Below are 16,629 nucleotides of genomic sequence, written 5' to 3'. Positions count from 1 at the left end.
AAAGCTTTTGCTTATCCGGGGACAGGCATCTTTATTTCAATAACTAGATGATTTTGGCATTTTTATTTATACTATTTAAAGATAAACAATGATTAGAGGTATGTTATGTTCTCATTGAAAATCGGTTATCGAACCGTGAAGACTGCTATAGGAGCCGCCGCAGCAATTAGTATTGCTCAATTCTTCGGCTTGAATTACTTTGCTTCTGCAGGAATCTTAACTATTCTTTGTGTGCAGAATTCAAAAAAAAAATCGTTATATGCTGCATATGCCAGATTTTTTGCCTGCATGCTGGCCATTTGCTTTTCTTTTCTCTTCTTTGAAATGATTGCCTACCACCCTGTTGTGCTTGGATTGCTGCTTTTGGTCTTTATTCCGCTTACCGTCCGTTTTAAAGTAAGTGAAGGGATTGTAACCAGTTCAGTTATTGTTCTTCATCTGTATACAGGCAAACAAATAACGCTTGGAATAGTATTAAACGAGATTGCACTTATTGCCATTGGAATCGGCGTCGCGCTCATTGTCAATTTATATATGCCGAGCCTTGATGCTAAATTGACACAATTTCAAGAAGCGATAGAAGGAAATTTCCGAACAATCTTTCAAGAAATGGTTGCCTACCTTCGGACCAATGAAAGCCGTTGGATAGGACAAGAAATCATTGAAACTGCCCGCCTGCTAGAAGAAGCGAAAAGTTTAGCGTTTCGGGATGTACAAAACCATTTTTTGCGAACGCAGGATTATTTTTACTATTATTTCAAGACGCGTGAAAAACAATTTGAAATCATTGAACGGATCCTGCCAATGGTGACATCCATTGATCTGCTTGTCACACAAAGATATATGATCGCGGACTTTCTTGAAGAATTAAGCGAAGCCATTCACCCTGGAAACACGGCACAGCTTCATTTAAATCGCTTGCATGATTTGCATAATCAATTCAAAGAAGAACCTCTCCCGAAATCAAGGGATGAATTTGAAGCAAGAGCCCAATTGTTTCAACTCCTAAAAGAGATTGAACAATATTTACTGATCAAGAAATCATTAAAAGTGTAATACCACACCAAAGGGAACATCACAGTGGACGGTTCTCATGGCTTTAATGAGGTTAATTTAGAAAACCAAAACCGTCCCTATGGCTTTTAAGGTGTTTTCCTTGGTGCAAACCAACCAATTAGGGCGATACCTATTAATACTCCATAGAAGATAAGTGTCCACACGGTACTGTGGGGAAAATGATGACTTAAGACGCCAATATCCTCATGGGCAAGGGTAATGACAGCGAGCTTGACACCGACCCAGGCAACGATGGCATAGGCTGTTGTTTCCAGTGCTGGACGTTTTTCAAGAAGTTGTACAAACCAGGTTGCTGCAAACTTAATCAAAATAAGGCCAGCAATCCCTCCAAGAAGAACAACAATGAATTGTCCTCCATCCATCCCGCCGAAATCGTTAAGTGGTGAATCTGGAAGGCCAAGCGCTAGAGCAACGGCAGCTAGAATGGAATCAATGGCAAAAGCGAGGTCAGCTAAAGCAATCTTCCCTACTGTCGGCCAAAAACCTTTACCGACGGATTCCTTTTCATCATCTTTATGTATCTTCTTATTTTCTTGTCCGAACCGTGCCTGTATGACATGTTTCAATCCCAGATAAAGAAGATATGCTGCTCCTATTGCCTGGATTTGCCAGACGTTTGCAATAAAAGAAATAACAAAAAGTGCAGCAAATCGGAATACAAATGCCATAATGATTCCATGATTGATAGCTCTTTTTTTCTGATCTTCGGGTAAATGCTTGGCTATAACTGCTAGTACGAGAGCGTTGTCAGCTGATAACAAACCTTCTAATCCGATTAGAATGAACAATGCCCAAGCGTATTCCACCCATAGTGACTCCATCCACTTCTCACCTTTCTAAAGCAAAAATGCCTGTAAAAGTTGTGCTAATAATAGAATTTCCTATTAGGCTACAGGAAATCCCACTGAATATAGTTTAGATTATTCAGAAACAATTCCCACTCTACTATTTTACCTTTTTATACCTTATAACATGACCACCCATGCAAAAATTTTAGTCTTGAATAAATAAGTAATGTGTGTAAAATTATAGTTAATTGTATATATTAAATGTTTTCTAGGGTTCCGTAACTTAAAGTTGGTCTGGTCCGAGAGAAAACTCACAGCTGTGCTGTGTCACGGAAGGATAAAAGCCTGGGAGAAACTGTAGTACAGTTTTCTCTCAGGTTTTTTTGTTTTTGGTAAAAAAAACGGAGGTGTCATTTAAGTGAACACAAACTGGATTAAAGTATTTGTTGCAGCGTTATTTGAAGTATTTTGGGTTATTGGATTGAAACACGCAGATGGCTTTTGGACTTGGGTTGGTACTATTATATCAATCATAATCAGTTTCTATGGAATGATTATGGCGGGACGAAAACTTCCCGTAGGAACTGTATATGCAGTATTTGTTGGCTTAGGTACGGCAGGTACTGTTATTTCTGAAATACTGTTCTTTGGAGAACCATTCAAAATGAGTAAAATCCTTTTGATTTTACTATTATTAGTAGGTGTAATTGGCTTGAAATTAGTGACGAAGGATAACATCAAGGAAGGGGCTGATTCCTAATGGCTTGGATTTCTTTAGTTTTAGCAGGTTTATTTGAAATGTTTGGTGTTGCAATGATTAATAAACTTCATCAGGATCGTAATTGGAAATCTTTAGCCTTATTAATTATTGGATTTGGAGCGAGCTTCCTATTGTTATCATATGCAATGGTAACACTTCCTATGGGGACAGCTTATGCGATATGGACGGGAATTGGTGCGTCCGGTGGAGCAATATTGGGAATGATTTTATATGGAGAATCTAAAGATTGGAAAAGACTAGTTTTCATTGGTTTGGTTTTAAGTGCAGCTGTAGGGCTGAAACTTGTTTCTTAATAAAGAAATGGGAAGGACCATATGGACGGTTCTTAGGGCTTGAAAGAGGTTAATTTAGACCACCAGAACCTCCAAATGGTTTTTGTCCACGGTTTTCTATGATAAACTATCAATAATATAACCTATAAGGATGATGAATCATGGAGAAACGAGTGGCATTATCATGGAGTGGCGGAAAAGATTGTTGTATGGCATTGGATACTCTTATTCAAACAGGATTTGAGGTCGCTTGCCTCGTAACCACTGTTCCAAAGGAGATTGGCCGAACATTTGGACACGGAGAGCGCACAGATATGATTCGATTACAAGGAGAGGCCCTTTCTATACCTGTTCATTTTATCGAATGCACGTTTGAAACATACACAGAAGAATTTGTTAAAGCTGTGCAAACCTTGAAGAATCAATATCAGATTACTGGTATTGCTTACGGAGATCTCTATTTAGATGGTCATCGAGATTGGGGCGAAAAGGTAGCAAATGCTGCAGGTGTGGATGCCCTCTATCCCCTTTGGAGCAAAAAAGAAGATGCTGGATCATTACTGGAAAGGTTTGTCGAATCGGGCTATAAAGCCATTGTTATTCGGGTAAGAGAAGATGTGCTCGATGAGACGTGGCTTGGCAGAATGCTGGATGAATCGTTCTTACAAGATGTACAAATGACGACAATTTGCCCAATGGGAGAATCAGGAGAATACCATACCTTTGTGTATGATGGTCCTCTATTCACGAAAAAAATTCATTTGGAATCTGCTGAATTCGTCCAACTTGAAACAACTAAAAAACTAGAATTTAAGAAATATTGTTTACTTGAAACAGATAAATAAACACAATGATCATTTATGGTTGAATAAATAAAGCGATATAAACAATAACATAATAGCAACCATTTTTTTTACGTCAATTGGAATGCGTGTTCCACCAAATAACCCGAAGTGGTCTATAATTGCACCCATTAGGATTTGCCCGGCAATGACCGCAGCTAAAGTAGGAGCGACTCCAATTTTCGGTACGAGGAATATAGTTGTGATCACATAAGTAACGCCTAACAGCCCTCCGATTAACTGCCATTTCGGAACTGTTGTCATCGCCAAAAGATTGCCTTTTCCAAAAAACAGGACGGCAAAGAACAAAGCAAGCGTTCCAATAACAAACGAAATAAACGAGGCTTCAAGGACTCCAACTCTTTTTCCTAACCCTCCATTTATTTGACCTTGAACCGCAACGGCTATACCGCCAATGATTCCAAGTATCGGAAATAGTATTTTCATAAGCTGAAATCCCCTTATCAATGTAATTCTTACGATTATTTTAGCACATTTTTTAACCATGGAAGCCGTCGGATATAATAATTTGGGAGTAAATTCATTTACTTGGAGAATACTAGATTAATTCGGAGAAAAAGGGTGCATAACATGAACTAGAAGTATGCACCCAAAATAATTTTTATTTAAAAATTCCGATACTTTTAAATGTATAGTCCGGTTACAAACCCTGCATGAATTGCATCGTATATTTTGCCCGGTTTTTTCCCGTCTCCTATGGAGTGTACATTTATATTCATTTGGTTCTTTAAAGAATGAGCGAAATCTTCATTAGACGTATAACCATGGGCAAGTATGATAGTGTCAGCGGCAATCTCTCTACGTTCACCCCCACGGTGGATTAAGAGCGCCCCCTGATCGTGAATTTCTTCTATTTCTGTCTCTTTGTAAATGAACACTTTTTGTTTACGTAACATTTCATTGTAAGAGGTTTTAAATGTTATCAAGTCATCATTCATGATGCTATCTGCTTTCTCAACGATAGTAACATGTCTCCCTTGATTGGATAAAAACAAGGCCGTTTCTGTTCCGGTTAATCCACCTCCTATGATCACTACATTTTCACCGACACTTGTTTTCTTTGAAAGAACGTCTTTCGCATGAACAACTGTCATTTTATCCATCCCCTTCACCTGGAAGGGCTTTGGCAGCTTGCCGGTAGAAATAATGACCTCTTCGTAATTCCCTTTTCGGACGGTATCAGCTGTGGCCTCTTCATGAACAATGTTAATATCTAGTTTTTCCAACTGAGAAATGTAATACGTTATTAAGTTATGGATATCCGGTTTGAATTTTGCTGCACCTGCAGCAACTAAAGCTCCTCCGAGTTCCCCTTTTTCATATAAGGTAACTTGATGTCCACGAAGTGCGCTTACCCTGGCTGCTTCCATTCCCGCAGGGCCCCCGCCAATAATAAGAATATTCTTAGGAGCAGCGGAAACTTTGATTGGTAATTCACCTTCTCTGCCCATATTTGGATTGACCGAACACCTGACAGAAAGATTGTTAAAGAAAGTTCTTTCCATACATCCATCATTACAACGAATACAAGGAATAATATCTTCTGGACGTCCTTCCTTAGCTTTCAACGGAAAATGTGGATCTGCCAATAAAGGTCTTGCTAAAGATACAAAATCTCCTTTTCCTTGACTAAGAATCTCCTCAGCAAATTCGGGCGTGGTAATAGAACCAGAAGCAATGACCGGGATCGAAACCTCCTGTTTGATTGACTCTGCAGCCCAAACGTTCGGGCCTTTCGGGATGGACATAGGGCTTACCTGGTAATGCATCGTGGTATGATCCCCACCCGATACATGTAAAGCATCTATCCCTAATTGTTCCGCCCTCTTACATACTTGAATCGATTCCTCCATCCTAAAGCCACCAGGTTCATAATCTGTCCCATTGACCCTCAAGATCACGGGATAATCATCTCCTACTTCTTCTTTCACACTTTTGACTACTTCCGTTAAAAATCTCATTCTGTTTTCTAAACTGCCGCCATATAAGTCCGTTCTCTTGTTCGTAAGTTGGGAAAGAAAGTTTGTTATTAAATAGCCATGGGCAGCGTGAATTTCAATACAATCAAATCCTGCCGTTTTGGCCCGTTTGGCTGCAGCGCCGTAATCTTTAACGATTTGTTTCATTTCCTCAATCGTCAGTTCTTCCGGCATCATTCCGGTTGTTTCATATTGTTCTGGCCACGGGATACGAGAGGCAGCTTTTACAGGAGGAATGCCCAGCATCCTTTGTCTCCCGCAGTGTGCAAGCTGTATTCCAACTTTTACTCCTTGATCATGAATGGTAGAAGCAAGCCACGATAAACCTGCGATATATTCATTATCACTAATCCCTAACTGACAGAAAGCTGTTTTACTTGCATCATTGTCGATAAAGACATATTCAGCAATAAGCAGCCCGACCCCGCCGCTGGCCAATTCTTTGTAATGTCTTATCTGCCTCTCCGATACCGTACCATCCCGATTACCAAGACCTGTGCCTGTGGAGGCTTTAACGATTCGATTTTCTATTTCCAGCTTGCCAATTTTCCCTGGTGTAAACAGATTAGAATAAGCAGCTACAGTCATTGAAAGACCCTCCAATCCATGTTTTTATTAAAGTGAAGTCTCTAGATCACTCGATTAAATCCGTCTACGCTCCACTCTATAGTAGCCAGCCCCTGTTATGCTTCTTTTTGTTGTGGAAGTTCTTTGGGAATGTTCATGAATTGACACATTTTCCCACAATTTGACTCGGATGCACAGGCTTTAGATGAAATCCATGTATTATTATGGAATGGACAGAGCACAAAATCGCTGCGATGCAGTGTTTCCCCTGTTATGGCACAATCCATCATATCCGAATCGCTTTCAGGGATTTCGGGAATTCTAGCAAAATATTGACGAACGACCTTTTCTTTTCCTAACAACATTGCAAGGATTGCGGGAAGAAAAAACGAACCAACAAACGTAACTGGAACCGCTGTTGCCTTGAATGAATCTCCAAACAAACCAATCACTCCTGCTAGGCCCAAAATGGTTGGGAACAAAAAGGATGCAAATCCAATCCAGTTCACTGCTGGTAAATACGCCCTCCGAAATTCACTCCATGATGGAATACCATATCTGCGTCTTACAAGCATTTTTTCGCCGAAGACTGCTCCAACCCATGCCGCAAACAGGACACTGGCCATCGAAGCTAGAGTCGGAAAATAACCCATGAATCCGGGGATAATGACAATGATATAGCCGATAATAGCAAACGGAACAAGCAGCCACGAACGGGCGACACCCTTATTACTCACCTGAGCCACGCTACTGTCAAATGCGAGCGTACCCAAGTACATATTCATAATATTGATGCGTAATTGTGTAATAATGATGAAAAATAAACCAAATGGTCCAAGAAGCCTAACGAATGTTACACCAGGATCAGGATTTGTGAATTGGGTGGAAGCAAGTAGAAAAATTCCCAGCATCCCAGCTATTACACAGCCGAACACCCCCAATATTATCGAGGATAGCACCGCTCCCTTCTTCTGCTCTTTGCGACGGACCATTCGCGTTACATCAGTGGATGCCCAAATGGAAACTAGCCCAAATGCTCCGATCCATGAACCTGTTGCAGACAATACAGTTGTAAAAGACAGGGGTGCACCTGACGGATTCGCTTTCCACCAGTCCCTAGCAAAATCAGCACTTGCTTTATCTGACCAACCGTAAAACAGTCCAACAAATCCGAGAATAAGCCCAATCGCATAAAGCCATAGGGTGAAATTTTGCAATTTGTTGATCAAAACCATGCCATATATGCCAAGCAGGACAAATACGGCTACAATCAAGGCGGCTGAGACCCAATAAGGTAAAATCGGAACATATTCAGAAAGCGAGTTTGCTAAAACAGTAAGTTCTACAGAAAACATAAGGACAAAGAATAGCGCTGAAAATAAACTAGTAACGATTGAACCATAATACCCCAAACTGGCTCTAGTCATTAAGTCCTTTCCAATACCCTCATTTGAAGCTTGCTTAGACGCATAGTAAATCCCGAAACTAACAATTATCCCAGTAATCAAAAATCCAATAATTGTCGCAGGAGCTCCAAAGGATAGCGTCAAGAGTGCCCCTGTTAGCGGAAAGGCAAGTCCAGTCGGTATGCCGGATAAACTCCAGAAAGCCTGCCAAGGACTAAACCTCCAATTTCCTGGAACTCTGTTTAGTCCGTAATCATCTGTGGCTGCTTCACTGTCCATTTCAAATGCCATATCTCGTGTGTCATAAAAATTTTGTTCATCCGCATGAAAAACCTTTTCTAATTTACTCGAATTCATATATCTGCCTCCGCTCAATACTTAATCTGAAATTAACCATTTATTCATCGTCGTCTGAATACTGGATACTGTCGACAGCTATTGATACAGATAGTTTTTAATCCTAATTGAATAACCCCATATTTAGTACGGCATTCTTAGCTTTTGCCAAATACAGGGTCATCGTCAATGTAAATATGCAATTACTAAAAAGTTAGAATCTATTAAACTGTTGCTTTTATTTGCCCGCCGTCCACTTGCAAGGCTGCCCCTGTGATAAAGGATGCTTTTTCTGAAGCTAGAAAAGTGACGGCATTAGCGATCTCTTCTGCTGTACCATATCGGCCAAGAGGAATTTCCTCAGCAATTTCTTCTTTTATGACTTCTACAGGTACCCCGCGTGCTTCTGATAAACGTCTGGTAATTTCCCTAGATCGATCCGTCCATGTTGGACCAGGCAAAACTTGGTTGACTAGGATATTATCTGGCGCTAATTCATTTGACAGGTGCTTTGATAATCCCGAAACGGCACTGCGGGCCATCGTCGAAATAACCCCGCTTTTCCGTGGCTGTTTCACCCAGGTGGAGGTCATAAAGATAATTCTGCCCCATTTGTTTTCTTTCATTTTAGGTACAACTCTTTTTGTCATTTGAAGGACTGGGAACAGCATCATATCCATTCCGTTTTTCCAGTCACCCTCTTCAGTATCAACAAAATCAGATGTTTTCGGACCACCGGTATTACAGATTAAAATATCCACTTGACCAAAATGATGGAGAACTTGATCCATTAACCGCTCCACATCATCCGGCTTTGACAAATCGGCAGCGACGGAAAAAACATCATGTTTGCCGCCTTTAGATAATTCTTCAGCTGCCTTTTTAATGCTTTCCTCGCTCCTTGAACTGATGGCTACACGTGCCCCTTCAGCGAGCATTGCTTCGGCTACCGCATATCCAAGACCTTTACTTGCTGCCGTTACGAGCACAACTTTTCCATTCATCCCTAAATCCACATTACACCTCTCCTATCAATGATCAAACTCTGCCCAGTTATAGACATCTGGTCTTCGCTGGGATAAAGACGGTACCCGTTTCCTGACATCCTCGACCAAATCTAAATCAAGGTCCACTGTGACAACTCCGTCTCTGTCAGATGACTGAGCAATCATGAGCCCCCAAGGGTCGATGGCCATACTGCGGCCGTAACTCCAATCATTATGCGGCGGGAACTGTCCATGGGTAGCAGGTGCCACCATATACACCTGGTTCTCAATAGCCCTGGCCCGTAAAAGGACTTCCCAATGGTCCATCCCCGTATGCAGCATAAAAATGGCTGGCACGAGAATGACTTTTGCACCTTTTAAAGTAAGAATACGGAACATTTCCGGAAAACGAATATCGAAACAAACGCTTAGGCCAACTGGAACTCCCTTTATGTTGGTAACGACAATCCGATCGCCAGCATCTTCTACTTGACTGCCAGCATGGGTTCTGCCGCCTATTTGGGCGTTAAAAGTGTGGATTTTATCATACACATCTTGAATTTCCCCTTCTGGGTTAATCACACAGCATGTATTTTTTAATTTTCCTTCTTCCTTCACCCGAAGCTTCATTGTCCCTGCAACAATATAGGTACCTAATTCCCGGGCCGTCTCCTTCAACTTCGTTATGGTAGGACCATCAATCGTTTCTGCTTTTTCAAAAAAGTCCTGTTTGGTCCCCATTAAATGAAAGTTTTCTGGAAGGACGATCACATCGGGATTACTCTTTGCTGCTTCCTTTGTTAATTCAATAGCCTTTTGAACATTTATTTCCACCTGATCGGTTACTTGCATTTGGACCATTGATACCTTTAGTTTATTCGTCATGTTATCCGCCCTTATTATGGTTTTAGTCGTGGATCCACAATCGTGCCTGCTGTAATAATTTCTTTTCCATCAAGTTCGATTGAGCAGCCGCGCATCGGAATATCATAATGGCACTTGGTAAAACGCTTTACATGCGCATTTGGGCCTGTTGACCACATAAAATTCCCTGCAAAGGCACGTGCATCCATCCCGTATGTTTCATTACCATAAAAGCTAAGAGCTTCCCAAAGGGCATTTTCATCTAACCCCCAGCCGAAATGGGACGTCCCGTATACATCCTTATCATTCCACGACTCAAAATACTGTTTAAATAATAAAACATCCAAGCCTTCGCCCTTAATATCCGTGATAAAACCTTTTTCAATCGTGATGTCAATTGGAGAGGAAATATAACGATTCAGCGGCAATAAAATATCCCCCGCATCTAAAACGATTCGCCCGTTCACACTTTCCTCAATCGGATAAAAGGCCGCAAACCCGCCAGCAAAATGATCCCATCTTCCAGGCTGATCGGTATAACCATATTGCCCAATAATCGGAGTATCACTTGCCAGTCTAACAGAGATATCAGTGCCGGCTGCAGAAGTAACTCTCATGGTTTCCGCTTGTTTCAACATATCCATGCTCGTTTCTACACGCTTCCTTAATGATTCTCTTGGGAACATTCTTTCAAGGATTTCAGCCTTTTCCCAAACCATTAGCATTCTTGCTCCATTACTTAGAGTAACGGCTCTTGCTTTTGTATGGACAAGACCTTCCGCTGTTACATCCACTACCATATCCGCTTTTCTTAAGGTTTCCATCGCTTGAGGAGTTGAATCTATAAAAATATCAATATCCTGTGTTTGCCGGCCGATATAAGGCAAATGGGCATGACGAATGCCTGGGAACTGTAGATTCATACCATGGGCACCTAAGGATTCAATTGCCGCTAAGAAAGCATCAACATATCCAACGCGTGATTCCGGCTGGCTGGCCACGACAACAAATTCACCTTCTTTTACTCCGCAAAGAACCAATTCATCTCTAAACAGTTTCGTTAATTGTGTAAAATTCGTAAGCATTACATCCACTCCCTTAGGAAATTTTTTGTTAACAAACATGATTGATCATTACAATGATTGATCGATTGGTACTGTATTTGGTACAGGTTTGACTTGGCACATTTTATTACATCTTGTCTCAGTTGCGCATGCTGTAGACGAAATCCAATTATCACTATGAAATGGGCATAAAACAAAATCACTTTTGTGCTCTGTCTCACCTGTTACAAAACATGTCATGGTATCAGATTCAACTGAAGGAATTTCAGGGATCCGTTTAAAGTACTGCTGAATCGTTTTTTCTTTTCCAAGAGCAGCGGCCATCACTACTGGTAAAATAAATGCTAACAGTAAACTGACAAACACGGATAATGCCTTTAAAATATCTCCCCATATGCCCAATGTTGCCGCCATACCGACAATGATAGAAACTAGCAGGGAAGTAAAACCAATCCAATTGATATTCGGCAAATACGCACGGCGGAATTCCGACCATTTTGGAATGTTATAAAGCGGACGGACCAGCATTGCCTCGCCAAAGGTTGATCCTACCCAAGAAGCAAAAATCACACCGGCAAACGTAGCAATCGTCGAAAAGTACTGTAAAAATGGGCTGACTACCATGATAAAGCCGATGAGGACAAAAGGAATTAAAAGCCAGGAACGCATGAAGCTCTTCTTTGTTAATTGGGCTAAAACATTATCAAAAGCTAGAGTTCCTAAATACATGTTCATGACATTTCCTCTTAATTGCGTAACAAAAACTAATAGCAGCCCTAATGGCCCTAATACCCAAACAAATGTTACTCCCGGATCCGGATTCACACCATTTGATGATGCAAGGAAGAAAAATACCCATTGCCCCAATCAGGAATGAATTAATACATGAGTTGATAATGACTTGAAGAACAGCAATCTTTTTTCGTTCACTTCGGCGGGTCATCCTTGTAATGTCGGTGGAAGCGAAAATATTCATGAACCCAAACGCACCCATCCAAGCTCCGGTTGCACCGATAATCGTCATCCAAGATATTGGAACATTATTCGGATTCAGCTTCCACCATTCACCCGCAAAAGCGGTACTTGTTAGTTCAGACCAGCCGGTAAAAAGACCAATAAAAACGAGTCCGATTCCCACTACATAAAGGACAAAGGTAACGGTTTGAAGCTTTGCAATCCATACCATTCCGTAGATTCCTAATGGTACAAATACTGCGATAATGAGTAGAACAAGCAGCCAAAAAGGTAAAGATGGTAAAAATTCTGCTAAAGATCCAGCAATAACTGAGGTTTCAAGCGAAAACAGTATGGCTAAATAAATGCCAACAAACAATGTGTTAAGAACTGAACCGAGGTACCCATATGATGATCGGCTCATTAAATCTTTTCCAATACCCTCATTTGCCGACTTCATCGATGTGTAATACACTCCAAAACCTACTAAAACCATTGAAATTAGAAAGCCGATAATGACAGAAATGGCTCCGAATGCCAGAGTTAATAATGCTCCTGTTAGCGGATAGGCAATAGCCGTTGATAGCCCCATCCAGCTCCAGGCACTGCTCCAAGCTCCAAATCTCCAATCACCAGGCACTCTAAGTGTTCCATAATCATCCTTGTCACTTGCAGAATGAAGCCTTCGCTCCATATCCCTCGTATCATCAAAAAAGGCTCTCCGAATGGTTTGCCAAATCTTTTACATCGCGATTTGCCATCTATTAACCTCCAAATATAGTAGGAATTATTGGTTACCTTTCTTCATTTAAAGACCGCCGGATGTCCTTACTAATCCTCTTATGCTTATTCCATTGTCAGCCTGGATGATGGTTCCAGTCATTGCCTTGGCACCTTCAGAGGCGAGTAATACATAAAGCTCTACATAATCCTTAGATTCTGGAATGAATGGCAGCGGTAATGCCTGTTCCACTCCAGATATAATTGAAGGAGCCTCTGAACCTAAGGAATTCGGCATCCCCATAGCCGTCGCAATCACACCTGGTGCCACTCCATTCACACGGATCTTTGGCGCAAGTTCGTAAGCTAGTTCTTTGATTAAGCCTGCGATGGCATGCTTGGAGGCGGTATAAATAGGGCCGCCTCCGGCGGAATAAAAGCTGGCATGAGAGGCGGTGAAAATCATACACCCTTCTGTTTTAAGCAGCTCTTGAAGAACTACTTTTGCCCCTAGTAAGTATCCTTTGACATTGACATTCATGACTTCATCAAATGCTGCCTCTATTCGGTTAAGAGAAAGGTCATTAATTCCCATATTTCCATCATAGATCCCTGCATTGCCGATAAAAATGTCTACCCTTCCAAATTTCTCAACGGTTGCCTCCACCATTTTGATATTTCCCTCTAAAGTGCTTACATCTGCATGGACAGTAATAATCGCTTCCCCTAAAAGAGTCTGCATTTCCTCAAGCCGTTCCTGCGATTTATCGACAATACATACGTGAGCACCTTCTTCGACAAAGCGCTCTGCAACTGCCCTGCCTAACCCAGAAGTCGCACCTGTAATCAAAGCAACTTTACCATTTAAGCGTCCGATCTTTTCCACTCTCCTTCTAGACTACATTCCTTTAATAAAACTTCCCGGGGGTTTTCTAAGTTTAGACCATGATTCAAGGGTATCCGCCATGCTTCTCCATATTTTCGTCGGAGAATCCGGATCTAAATAGGCTTGTTCAGCCACGTATTCAAAGCGATTTCCACCCGGTTCCAAGTAATAGGCATATAAATTCGGACCAATTGGATGACGACCCGGCCCCAATTCCACATCAATTTCAAATTGTGCCAAAACATCACAGGCAACCTTAATATGTTCAAAATTACTCATCGTCCAAGAAAGATGATGCAATGTATCGTTAGGATTCTTCGTAATTGTTGTTGCGACATCATGATGGTAGCCGCGAAAGCGCATGAAGGTCATCATATATTTCCCATTCATCTCGGGATCGACAATATCAGAGATTTTAAAATCCAGTACTTCGCGAAAGAAATCTGTTTCTTTTTTCACATCTACCGTCATCAAATTAATATGGTCAATATTCAACGGCGCAGATGCCACATTTCGAGGGTAAGCTGGCCTTGCTGGATTGACATAACTATTATCTTCAACCAGAACAAACTCCATCGGAATGCCGCTGGGCAAATTGAAGCGAATTCCCTTTACCTGCCCTGGTTCTGTTCCGTTATGACGGTCCACTCGTACACCAAGATTCGATATTTTTTTATAGAAATACTCCACTTCTTCTTCGTTATCTGCCCGGACCGCGAAATGGGAAACGCCAGTTCCTCCTTCAGAGATGGCCAAATCGTAGTTTTTATCATAGCCACAGCCTAAATAAATAACACCATTTTCTCTTGCTATTTCTACTAAGCCTAAACCCTCTTTATAAAAATTCATGGCCTTAGAAATATCGTTCACTTTCAATTCTACGTGTTCAAATCTTTGGGCTTTCGAATGCATAACCTTCACCCTTTCTACTAGATTAGTTGGTTTAATTACTCTTTTGAAAAGGTATTATCCAAGCCAAAATGAATTTCAAAAAATTTCGAAAAATGTTCTGGTTTTAATAGCGTCAAGCTTTCCAATTGCATTGCATCCAATGTGATTTTTCCATCATTTTTTTTCGACTCGATTTCCAGTAACTCACCATTTTTTGTTTGAATTTTTCGAACATGGATACACGTAAATTCATTTGCAATTTGTATTGAATCATCCTTTTCTGACATTTTCATTCTCCTTCGGGTAATTTTTCTCTTGTCTAAATAAAGATCGCCAGGTTATTCATTGGTATGGTGGCATGATCAAGTAAAATAAGCCTTTTAGCTATTTTCCACTGTCCATCCACTCGGCGGATCGTATCATGCCTTTCACCGCTTAAAAACTGAAAAGTCGGCAAATCAAATTTCCCTCTATATAATAGGAAGTTTGTTTTATAGTGGATTTCGTTTTCATCGATTTCATCCATCGCAGCTCTGAAATTGGTTAAAAAATGCCTTGTTCTTGATACAGGATCTTCCGCCCAGTTGTATTCTGAATAGGCACGAATGACACGCATCTCCATTGTGTTTTTTGTTTCGTCCATATGACTGGCCAAATCGCTGAATTCAGTTGGGGCTGCTTTCTCACGTGTCACTCTTACTGGAATTTTATACGTAAAATCATCTGTCATCAGTTCCAGCCAATCCCTGAATTTCCCGTCATCAATCAATTCAGCTTCTTGCAGAAAGAATTCAATTCCTTCTTGATATAGATCAAAAGGCACCTTCATTTTGATTCCCCCCTTTTACTCTTCTGAGAGCATTTCCTTTAAATAGTGGCGATACAAATGCCGCTGATTTCCTTCTTCATAACGTGGATAATAGGCTGTTCCAGGAAATGGCCAATCCATGACTTGTTTCGCCGTTCCCATCCCTTCCATCCCCATCTGTAGATTTAATTTCATGTTTTTCTTAGCAAACGTCCCCTTGGCATTTCTTGTAATAGTTTCCCAAGGGATGGCATCATCTAGTTCGAACGTTCCGGCAATTCCGAATGACGCCATTGCTGCGCGATAAGAGGCCCTTTTAAATTCCTCTGAGGTATTTTTGTACATCATGAACCAGTTCCAAACCTCAATTTCATCCTTGCCTTTTGGCTGCCAAACTCTCCACGTAAACAGCGGGGTAGGCGGAACATTTTTAGGATCAGGACTTAACGGAAGCATGAGGAATGAAATATTCGGGAATATATTTCCGACACAAACGCGTGAGCCACGTGCTAGTTCGAGCTGTTTTTCAGATAAATTTTCCAAATTAAAGGTTTTGACAATTTCTTCTGGATAGAAAAAGAAAAGCGGGTCCTTACTTTCTAGATCAATAGAAAAGCTGATTCCATGACCATTTCCTGCCTGTATATGATAGCCCTTCATATTTTCTCTAAGAGGGATTTGCATGACCCCAATATCATAGGTTGATTTATGGAGAGTCATTAAGTGATAATCGTCGCCAGAAAAGTTTTCGGCAGCAATTTTCCAGTTCGCCTTAATGATGAAGCGTTGGGGTTCTCCCAAAACTTCCATACCTTGATCTTGCAAAGAAAAGATCATATCCAAGTACCAACCCATGCCGGCTAATGATTCTTTCAGGTCAGGACAGTTCTCATCTAACGTCGCAAAAACGAAGCCATGAAATATTTCTACCCGAGGTGCCTGAGTAAGTCCCCATTCCTTCCGATCCAGACCGCTATAAGCATCCTTAAACGAAGGGGTTCCCACTAAATCACCATTATTTTTAAACGTCCAGCCATGATAGGGACAGGTAAAATGAGAAGAGCTTCCTTTTGCGGCCCGGCAAATGCTCGCTCCGCGGTGTGGACAAACATCCAATAATACGCGGATTTCACCGTCACTTCCCCTGTTTACAATAAACGTATCGTCTCCAATAGACCGAAGAACGTAATCATTATTGTTCGGTATTTCCGATTCATGTGCAAGAAAATTCCAGTTTCTCCCGAAAACTCTTTCTAACTCTGCTTGATGTATTTCCTCATCATTCAAGACTCCAATTTTTGAGATTCCTTGCTCAAGGCTTGCCTGAAAATCTTCTAATATGGTTCTAGCCCTATTAGAAAGCGGCGACTTCAATTCCTTACACATA

The 16,629-nt window shown here is 41.1% G+C and carries 18 protein-coding genes and 1 riboswitch; of the genes, 4 read left to right on the top strand and 14 right to left on the bottom strand.

Annotated features, from left to right (window positions below; translation table 11 throughout):
• Positions 1-105: 105 nt before the first annotated feature.
• A complete protein-coding gene (locus tag ACO1D1_RS14725) occupies positions 106-1,056 on the top strand; it encodes an aromatic acid exporter family protein (RefSeq protein ID WP_423336347.1) in 951 nt (316 codons plus the stop codon).
• Between the two features lie 86 nt (positions 1,057-1,142).
• Here ACO1D1_RS14725 and ACO1D1_RS14720 read toward each other — a convergent pair whose 3' ends face one another.
• Positions 1,143-1,898: a TerC family protein gene (locus ACO1D1_RS14720; RefSeq protein ID WP_423336346.1), complete on the bottom strand. Its 756-nt coding sequence runs from the start codon at positions 1,896-1,898 to the stop codon at positions 1,143-1,145.
• 224 nt (positions 1,899-2,122) lie between these two features.
• Positions 2,123-2,219, top strand: a riboswitch (guanidine-I (ykkC/yxkD leader).
• A gap of 64 nt (positions 2,220-2,283) precedes the next feature.
• Between ACO1D1_RS14720 and ACO1D1_RS14715 the strand changes: the two genes are divergently transcribed.
• The 3 genes from ACO1D1_RS14715 (at position 2,284) to ACO1D1_RS14705 (ending at position 3,763) form a co-directional block, all read left to right on the top strand.
• The gene (locus ACO1D1_RS14715; RefSeq protein ID WP_149870055.1) at positions 2,284-2,625 is read left to right on the top strand and encodes a DMT family transporter; all 342 of its coding nucleotides are present in this window, start codon (positions 2,284-2,286) and stop codon (positions 2,623-2,625) included.
• Positions 2,625-2,939: a DMT family transporter gene (locus tag ACO1D1_RS14710; protein ID WP_149870054.1), complete on the top strand. Its 315-nt coding sequence runs from the start codon at positions 2,625-2,627 to the stop codon at positions 2,937-2,939. The genes ACO1D1_RS14715 and ACO1D1_RS14710 overlap by 1 nt, the downstream gene beginning before the upstream one ends.
• Positions 2,940-3,079: 140 nt before the next feature.
• On the top strand, positions 3,080-3,763 hold the full coding sequence (locus tag ACO1D1_RS14705; protein WP_149870053.1) for a diphthine--ammonia ligase: 684 nt from the start codon (positions 3,080-3,082) through the stop codon (positions 3,761-3,763).
• A gap of 9 nt (positions 3,764-3,772) precedes the next feature.
• On the opposite strand, the gene ACO1D1_RS14700 is transcribed toward ACO1D1_RS14705, so the two are convergent.
• From ACO1D1_RS14700 to ACO1D1_RS14640, 13 genes are all read right to left on the bottom strand, one after another.
• A complete protein-coding gene (locus ACO1D1_RS14700; RefSeq protein WP_149870052.1) occupies positions 3,773-4,207 on the bottom strand; it encodes a DMT family transporter in 435 nt (144 codons plus the stop codon).
• 197 nt (positions 4,208-4,404) lie between these two features.
• On the bottom strand, positions 4,405-6,348 hold the full coding sequence (locus ACO1D1_RS14695; RefSeq protein WP_149870051.1) for an NAD(P)/FAD-dependent oxidoreductase: 1,944 nt from the start codon (positions 6,346-6,348) through the stop codon (positions 4,405-4,407).
• Between the two features lie 95 nt (positions 6,349-6,443).
• A complete protein-coding gene (locus ACO1D1_RS14690) occupies positions 6,444-8,090 on the bottom strand; it encodes a purine-cytosine permease family protein (protein WP_149870050.1) in 1,647 nt (548 codons plus the stop codon).
• Positions 8,091-8,293: 203 nt separating this feature from the next.
• Positions 8,294-9,085: an SDR family oxidoreductase gene (locus ACO1D1_RS14685; RefSeq protein WP_149870049.1), complete on the bottom strand. Its 792-nt coding sequence runs from the start codon at positions 9,083-9,085 to the stop codon at positions 8,294-8,296.
• A gap of 15 nt (positions 9,086-9,100) precedes the next feature.
• Positions 9,101-9,940: a carbon-nitrogen hydrolase family protein gene (locus ACO1D1_RS14680; protein ID WP_149870048.1), complete on the bottom strand. Its 840-nt coding sequence runs from the start codon at positions 9,938-9,940 to the stop codon at positions 9,101-9,103.
• Between the two features lie 14 nt (positions 9,941-9,954).
• Positions 9,955-11,004 carry a leucyl aminopeptidase gene (locus tag ACO1D1_RS14675; protein WP_149870047.1) on the bottom strand — a complete coding sequence of 350 codons (1,050 nt, stop codon included), beginning with the start codon at positions 11,002-11,004 and terminating at the stop codon, positions 9,955-9,957.
• Between the two features lie 48 nt (positions 11,005-11,052).
• Positions 11,053-11,718 (bottom strand): hypothetical protein, encoded by a 666-nt coding sequence (locus tag ACO1D1_RS14670; protein WP_423336345.1) that lies wholly within the window; start codon positions 11,716-11,718, stop codon positions 11,053-11,055.
• Positions 11,687-12,631: a hypothetical protein gene (locus tag ACO1D1_RS14665; RefSeq protein ID WP_423336344.1), complete on the bottom strand. Its 945-nt coding sequence runs from the start codon at positions 12,629-12,631 to the stop codon at positions 11,687-11,689. The genes ACO1D1_RS14670 and ACO1D1_RS14665 overlap by 32 nt, the downstream gene beginning before the upstream one ends.
• A gap of 114 nt (positions 12,632-12,745) precedes the next feature.
• Positions 12,746-13,543, bottom strand: coding sequence for an SDR family NAD(P)-dependent oxidoreductase (locus ACO1D1_RS14660; protein ID WP_223820948.1), 798 nt, complete (start codon positions 13,541-13,543; stop codon positions 12,746-12,748).
• 12 nt (positions 13,544-13,555) lie between these two features.
• On the bottom strand, positions 13,556-14,455 hold the full coding sequence (locus ACO1D1_RS14655; RefSeq protein ID WP_423336343.1) for a VOC family protein: 900 nt from the start codon (positions 14,453-14,455) through the stop codon (positions 13,556-13,558).
• Between the two features lie 35 nt (positions 14,456-14,490).
• The gene (locus ACO1D1_RS14650; RefSeq protein WP_423336342.1) at positions 14,491-14,721 is read right to left on the bottom strand and encodes a hypothetical protein; all 231 of its coding nucleotides are present in this window, start codon (positions 14,719-14,721) and stop codon (positions 14,491-14,493) included.
• Positions 14,722-14,753: 32 nt separating this feature from the next.
• Positions 14,754-15,263, bottom strand: a complete 510-nt coding sequence (locus ACO1D1_RS14645) for an aromatic-ring-hydroxylating dioxygenase subunit beta (RefSeq protein ID WP_149870044.1) — start codon at positions 15,261-15,263, stop codon at positions 14,754-14,756.
• A 15-nt stretch (positions 15,264-15,278) separates the two neighbouring features.
• The gene (locus tag ACO1D1_RS14640) at positions 15,279-16,628 is read right to left on the bottom strand and encodes an aromatic ring-hydroxylating oxygenase subunit alpha (RefSeq protein ID WP_190284884.1); all 1,350 of its coding nucleotides are present in this window, start codon (positions 16,626-16,628) and stop codon (positions 15,279-15,281) included.
• Position 16,629 lies beyond the last annotated feature (1 nt).

The sequence above is a fragment of the Neobacillus sp. 19 genome (genome assembly GCF_049463095.1).
Classification (GTDB): domain Bacteria; phylum Bacillota; class Bacilli; order Bacillales; family Cytobacillaceae; genus Neobacillus.
The sequence above is the reverse complement of the archived record's forward strand: the minus strand, read 5'-3'. Positions and strand labels throughout refer to the sequence as shown.

Excerpts from the sequence above, each read along its gene's own strand:
- ACO1D1_RS14725 (WP_423336347.1), top strand. The coding sequence starts at position 106 with ATGTTCTCATTGAAAATCGGTTATCGAACCGTGAAGACTGCTATAGGA.
- ACO1D1_RS14720 (WP_423336346.1), bottom strand. The coding sequence starts at position 1,898 with ATGGAGTCACTATGGGTGGAATACGCTTGGGCATTGTTCATTCTAATC.
- ACO1D1_RS14710 (WP_149870054.1), top strand. The coding sequence starts at position 2,625 with ATGGCTTGGATTTCTTTAGTTTTAGCAGGTTTATTTGAAATGTTTGGT.
- ACO1D1_RS14705 (WP_149870053.1), top strand. The coding sequence starts at position 3,080 with ATGGAGAAACGAGTGGCATTATCATGGAGTGGCGGAAAAGATTGTTGT.
- ACO1D1_RS14700 (WP_149870052.1), bottom strand. The coding sequence starts at position 4,207 with ATGAAAATACTATTTCCGATACTTGGAATCATTGGCGGTATAGCCGTT.
- ACO1D1_RS14695 (WP_149870051.1), bottom strand. The coding sequence starts at position 6,348 with ATGACTGTAGCTGCTTATTCTAATCTGTTTACACCAGGGAAAATTGGC.
- ACO1D1_RS14690 (WP_149870050.1), bottom strand. The coding sequence starts at position 8,090 with ATGAATTCGAGTAAATTAGAAAAGGTTTTTCATGCGGATGAACAAAAT.
- ACO1D1_RS14680 (WP_149870048.1), bottom strand. The coding sequence starts at position 9,940 with ATGACGAATAAACTAAAGGTATCAATGGTCCAAATGCAAGTAACCGAT.
- ACO1D1_RS14675 (WP_149870047.1), bottom strand. The coding sequence starts at position 11,004 with ATGCTTACGAATTTTACACAATTAACGAAACTGTTTAGAGATGAATTG.
- ACO1D1_RS14670 (WP_423336345.1), bottom strand. The coding sequence starts at position 11,718 with ATGAACATGTATTTAGGAACTCTAGCTTTTGATAATGTTTTAGCCCAA.
- ACO1D1_RS14665 (WP_423336344.1), bottom strand. The coding sequence starts at position 12,631 with ATGGAGCGAAGGCTTCATTCTGCAAGTGACAAGGATGATTATGGAACA.
- ACO1D1_RS14655 (WP_423336343.1), bottom strand. The coding sequence starts at position 14,455 with ATGCATTCGAAAGCCCAAAGATTTGAACACGTAGAATTGAAAGTGAAC.
- ACO1D1_RS14650 (WP_423336342.1), bottom strand. The coding sequence starts at position 14,721 with ATGTCAGAAAAGGATGATTCAATACAAATTGCAAATGAATTTACGTGT.
- ACO1D1_RS14645 (WP_149870044.1), bottom strand. The coding sequence starts at position 15,263 with ATGAAGGTGCCTTTTGATCTATATCAAGAAGGAATTGAATTCTTTCTG.
- ACO1D1_RS14640 (WP_190284884.1), bottom strand. The coding sequence starts at position 16,628 with ATGTGTAAGGAATTGAAGTCGCCGCTTTCTAATAGGGCTAGAACCATA.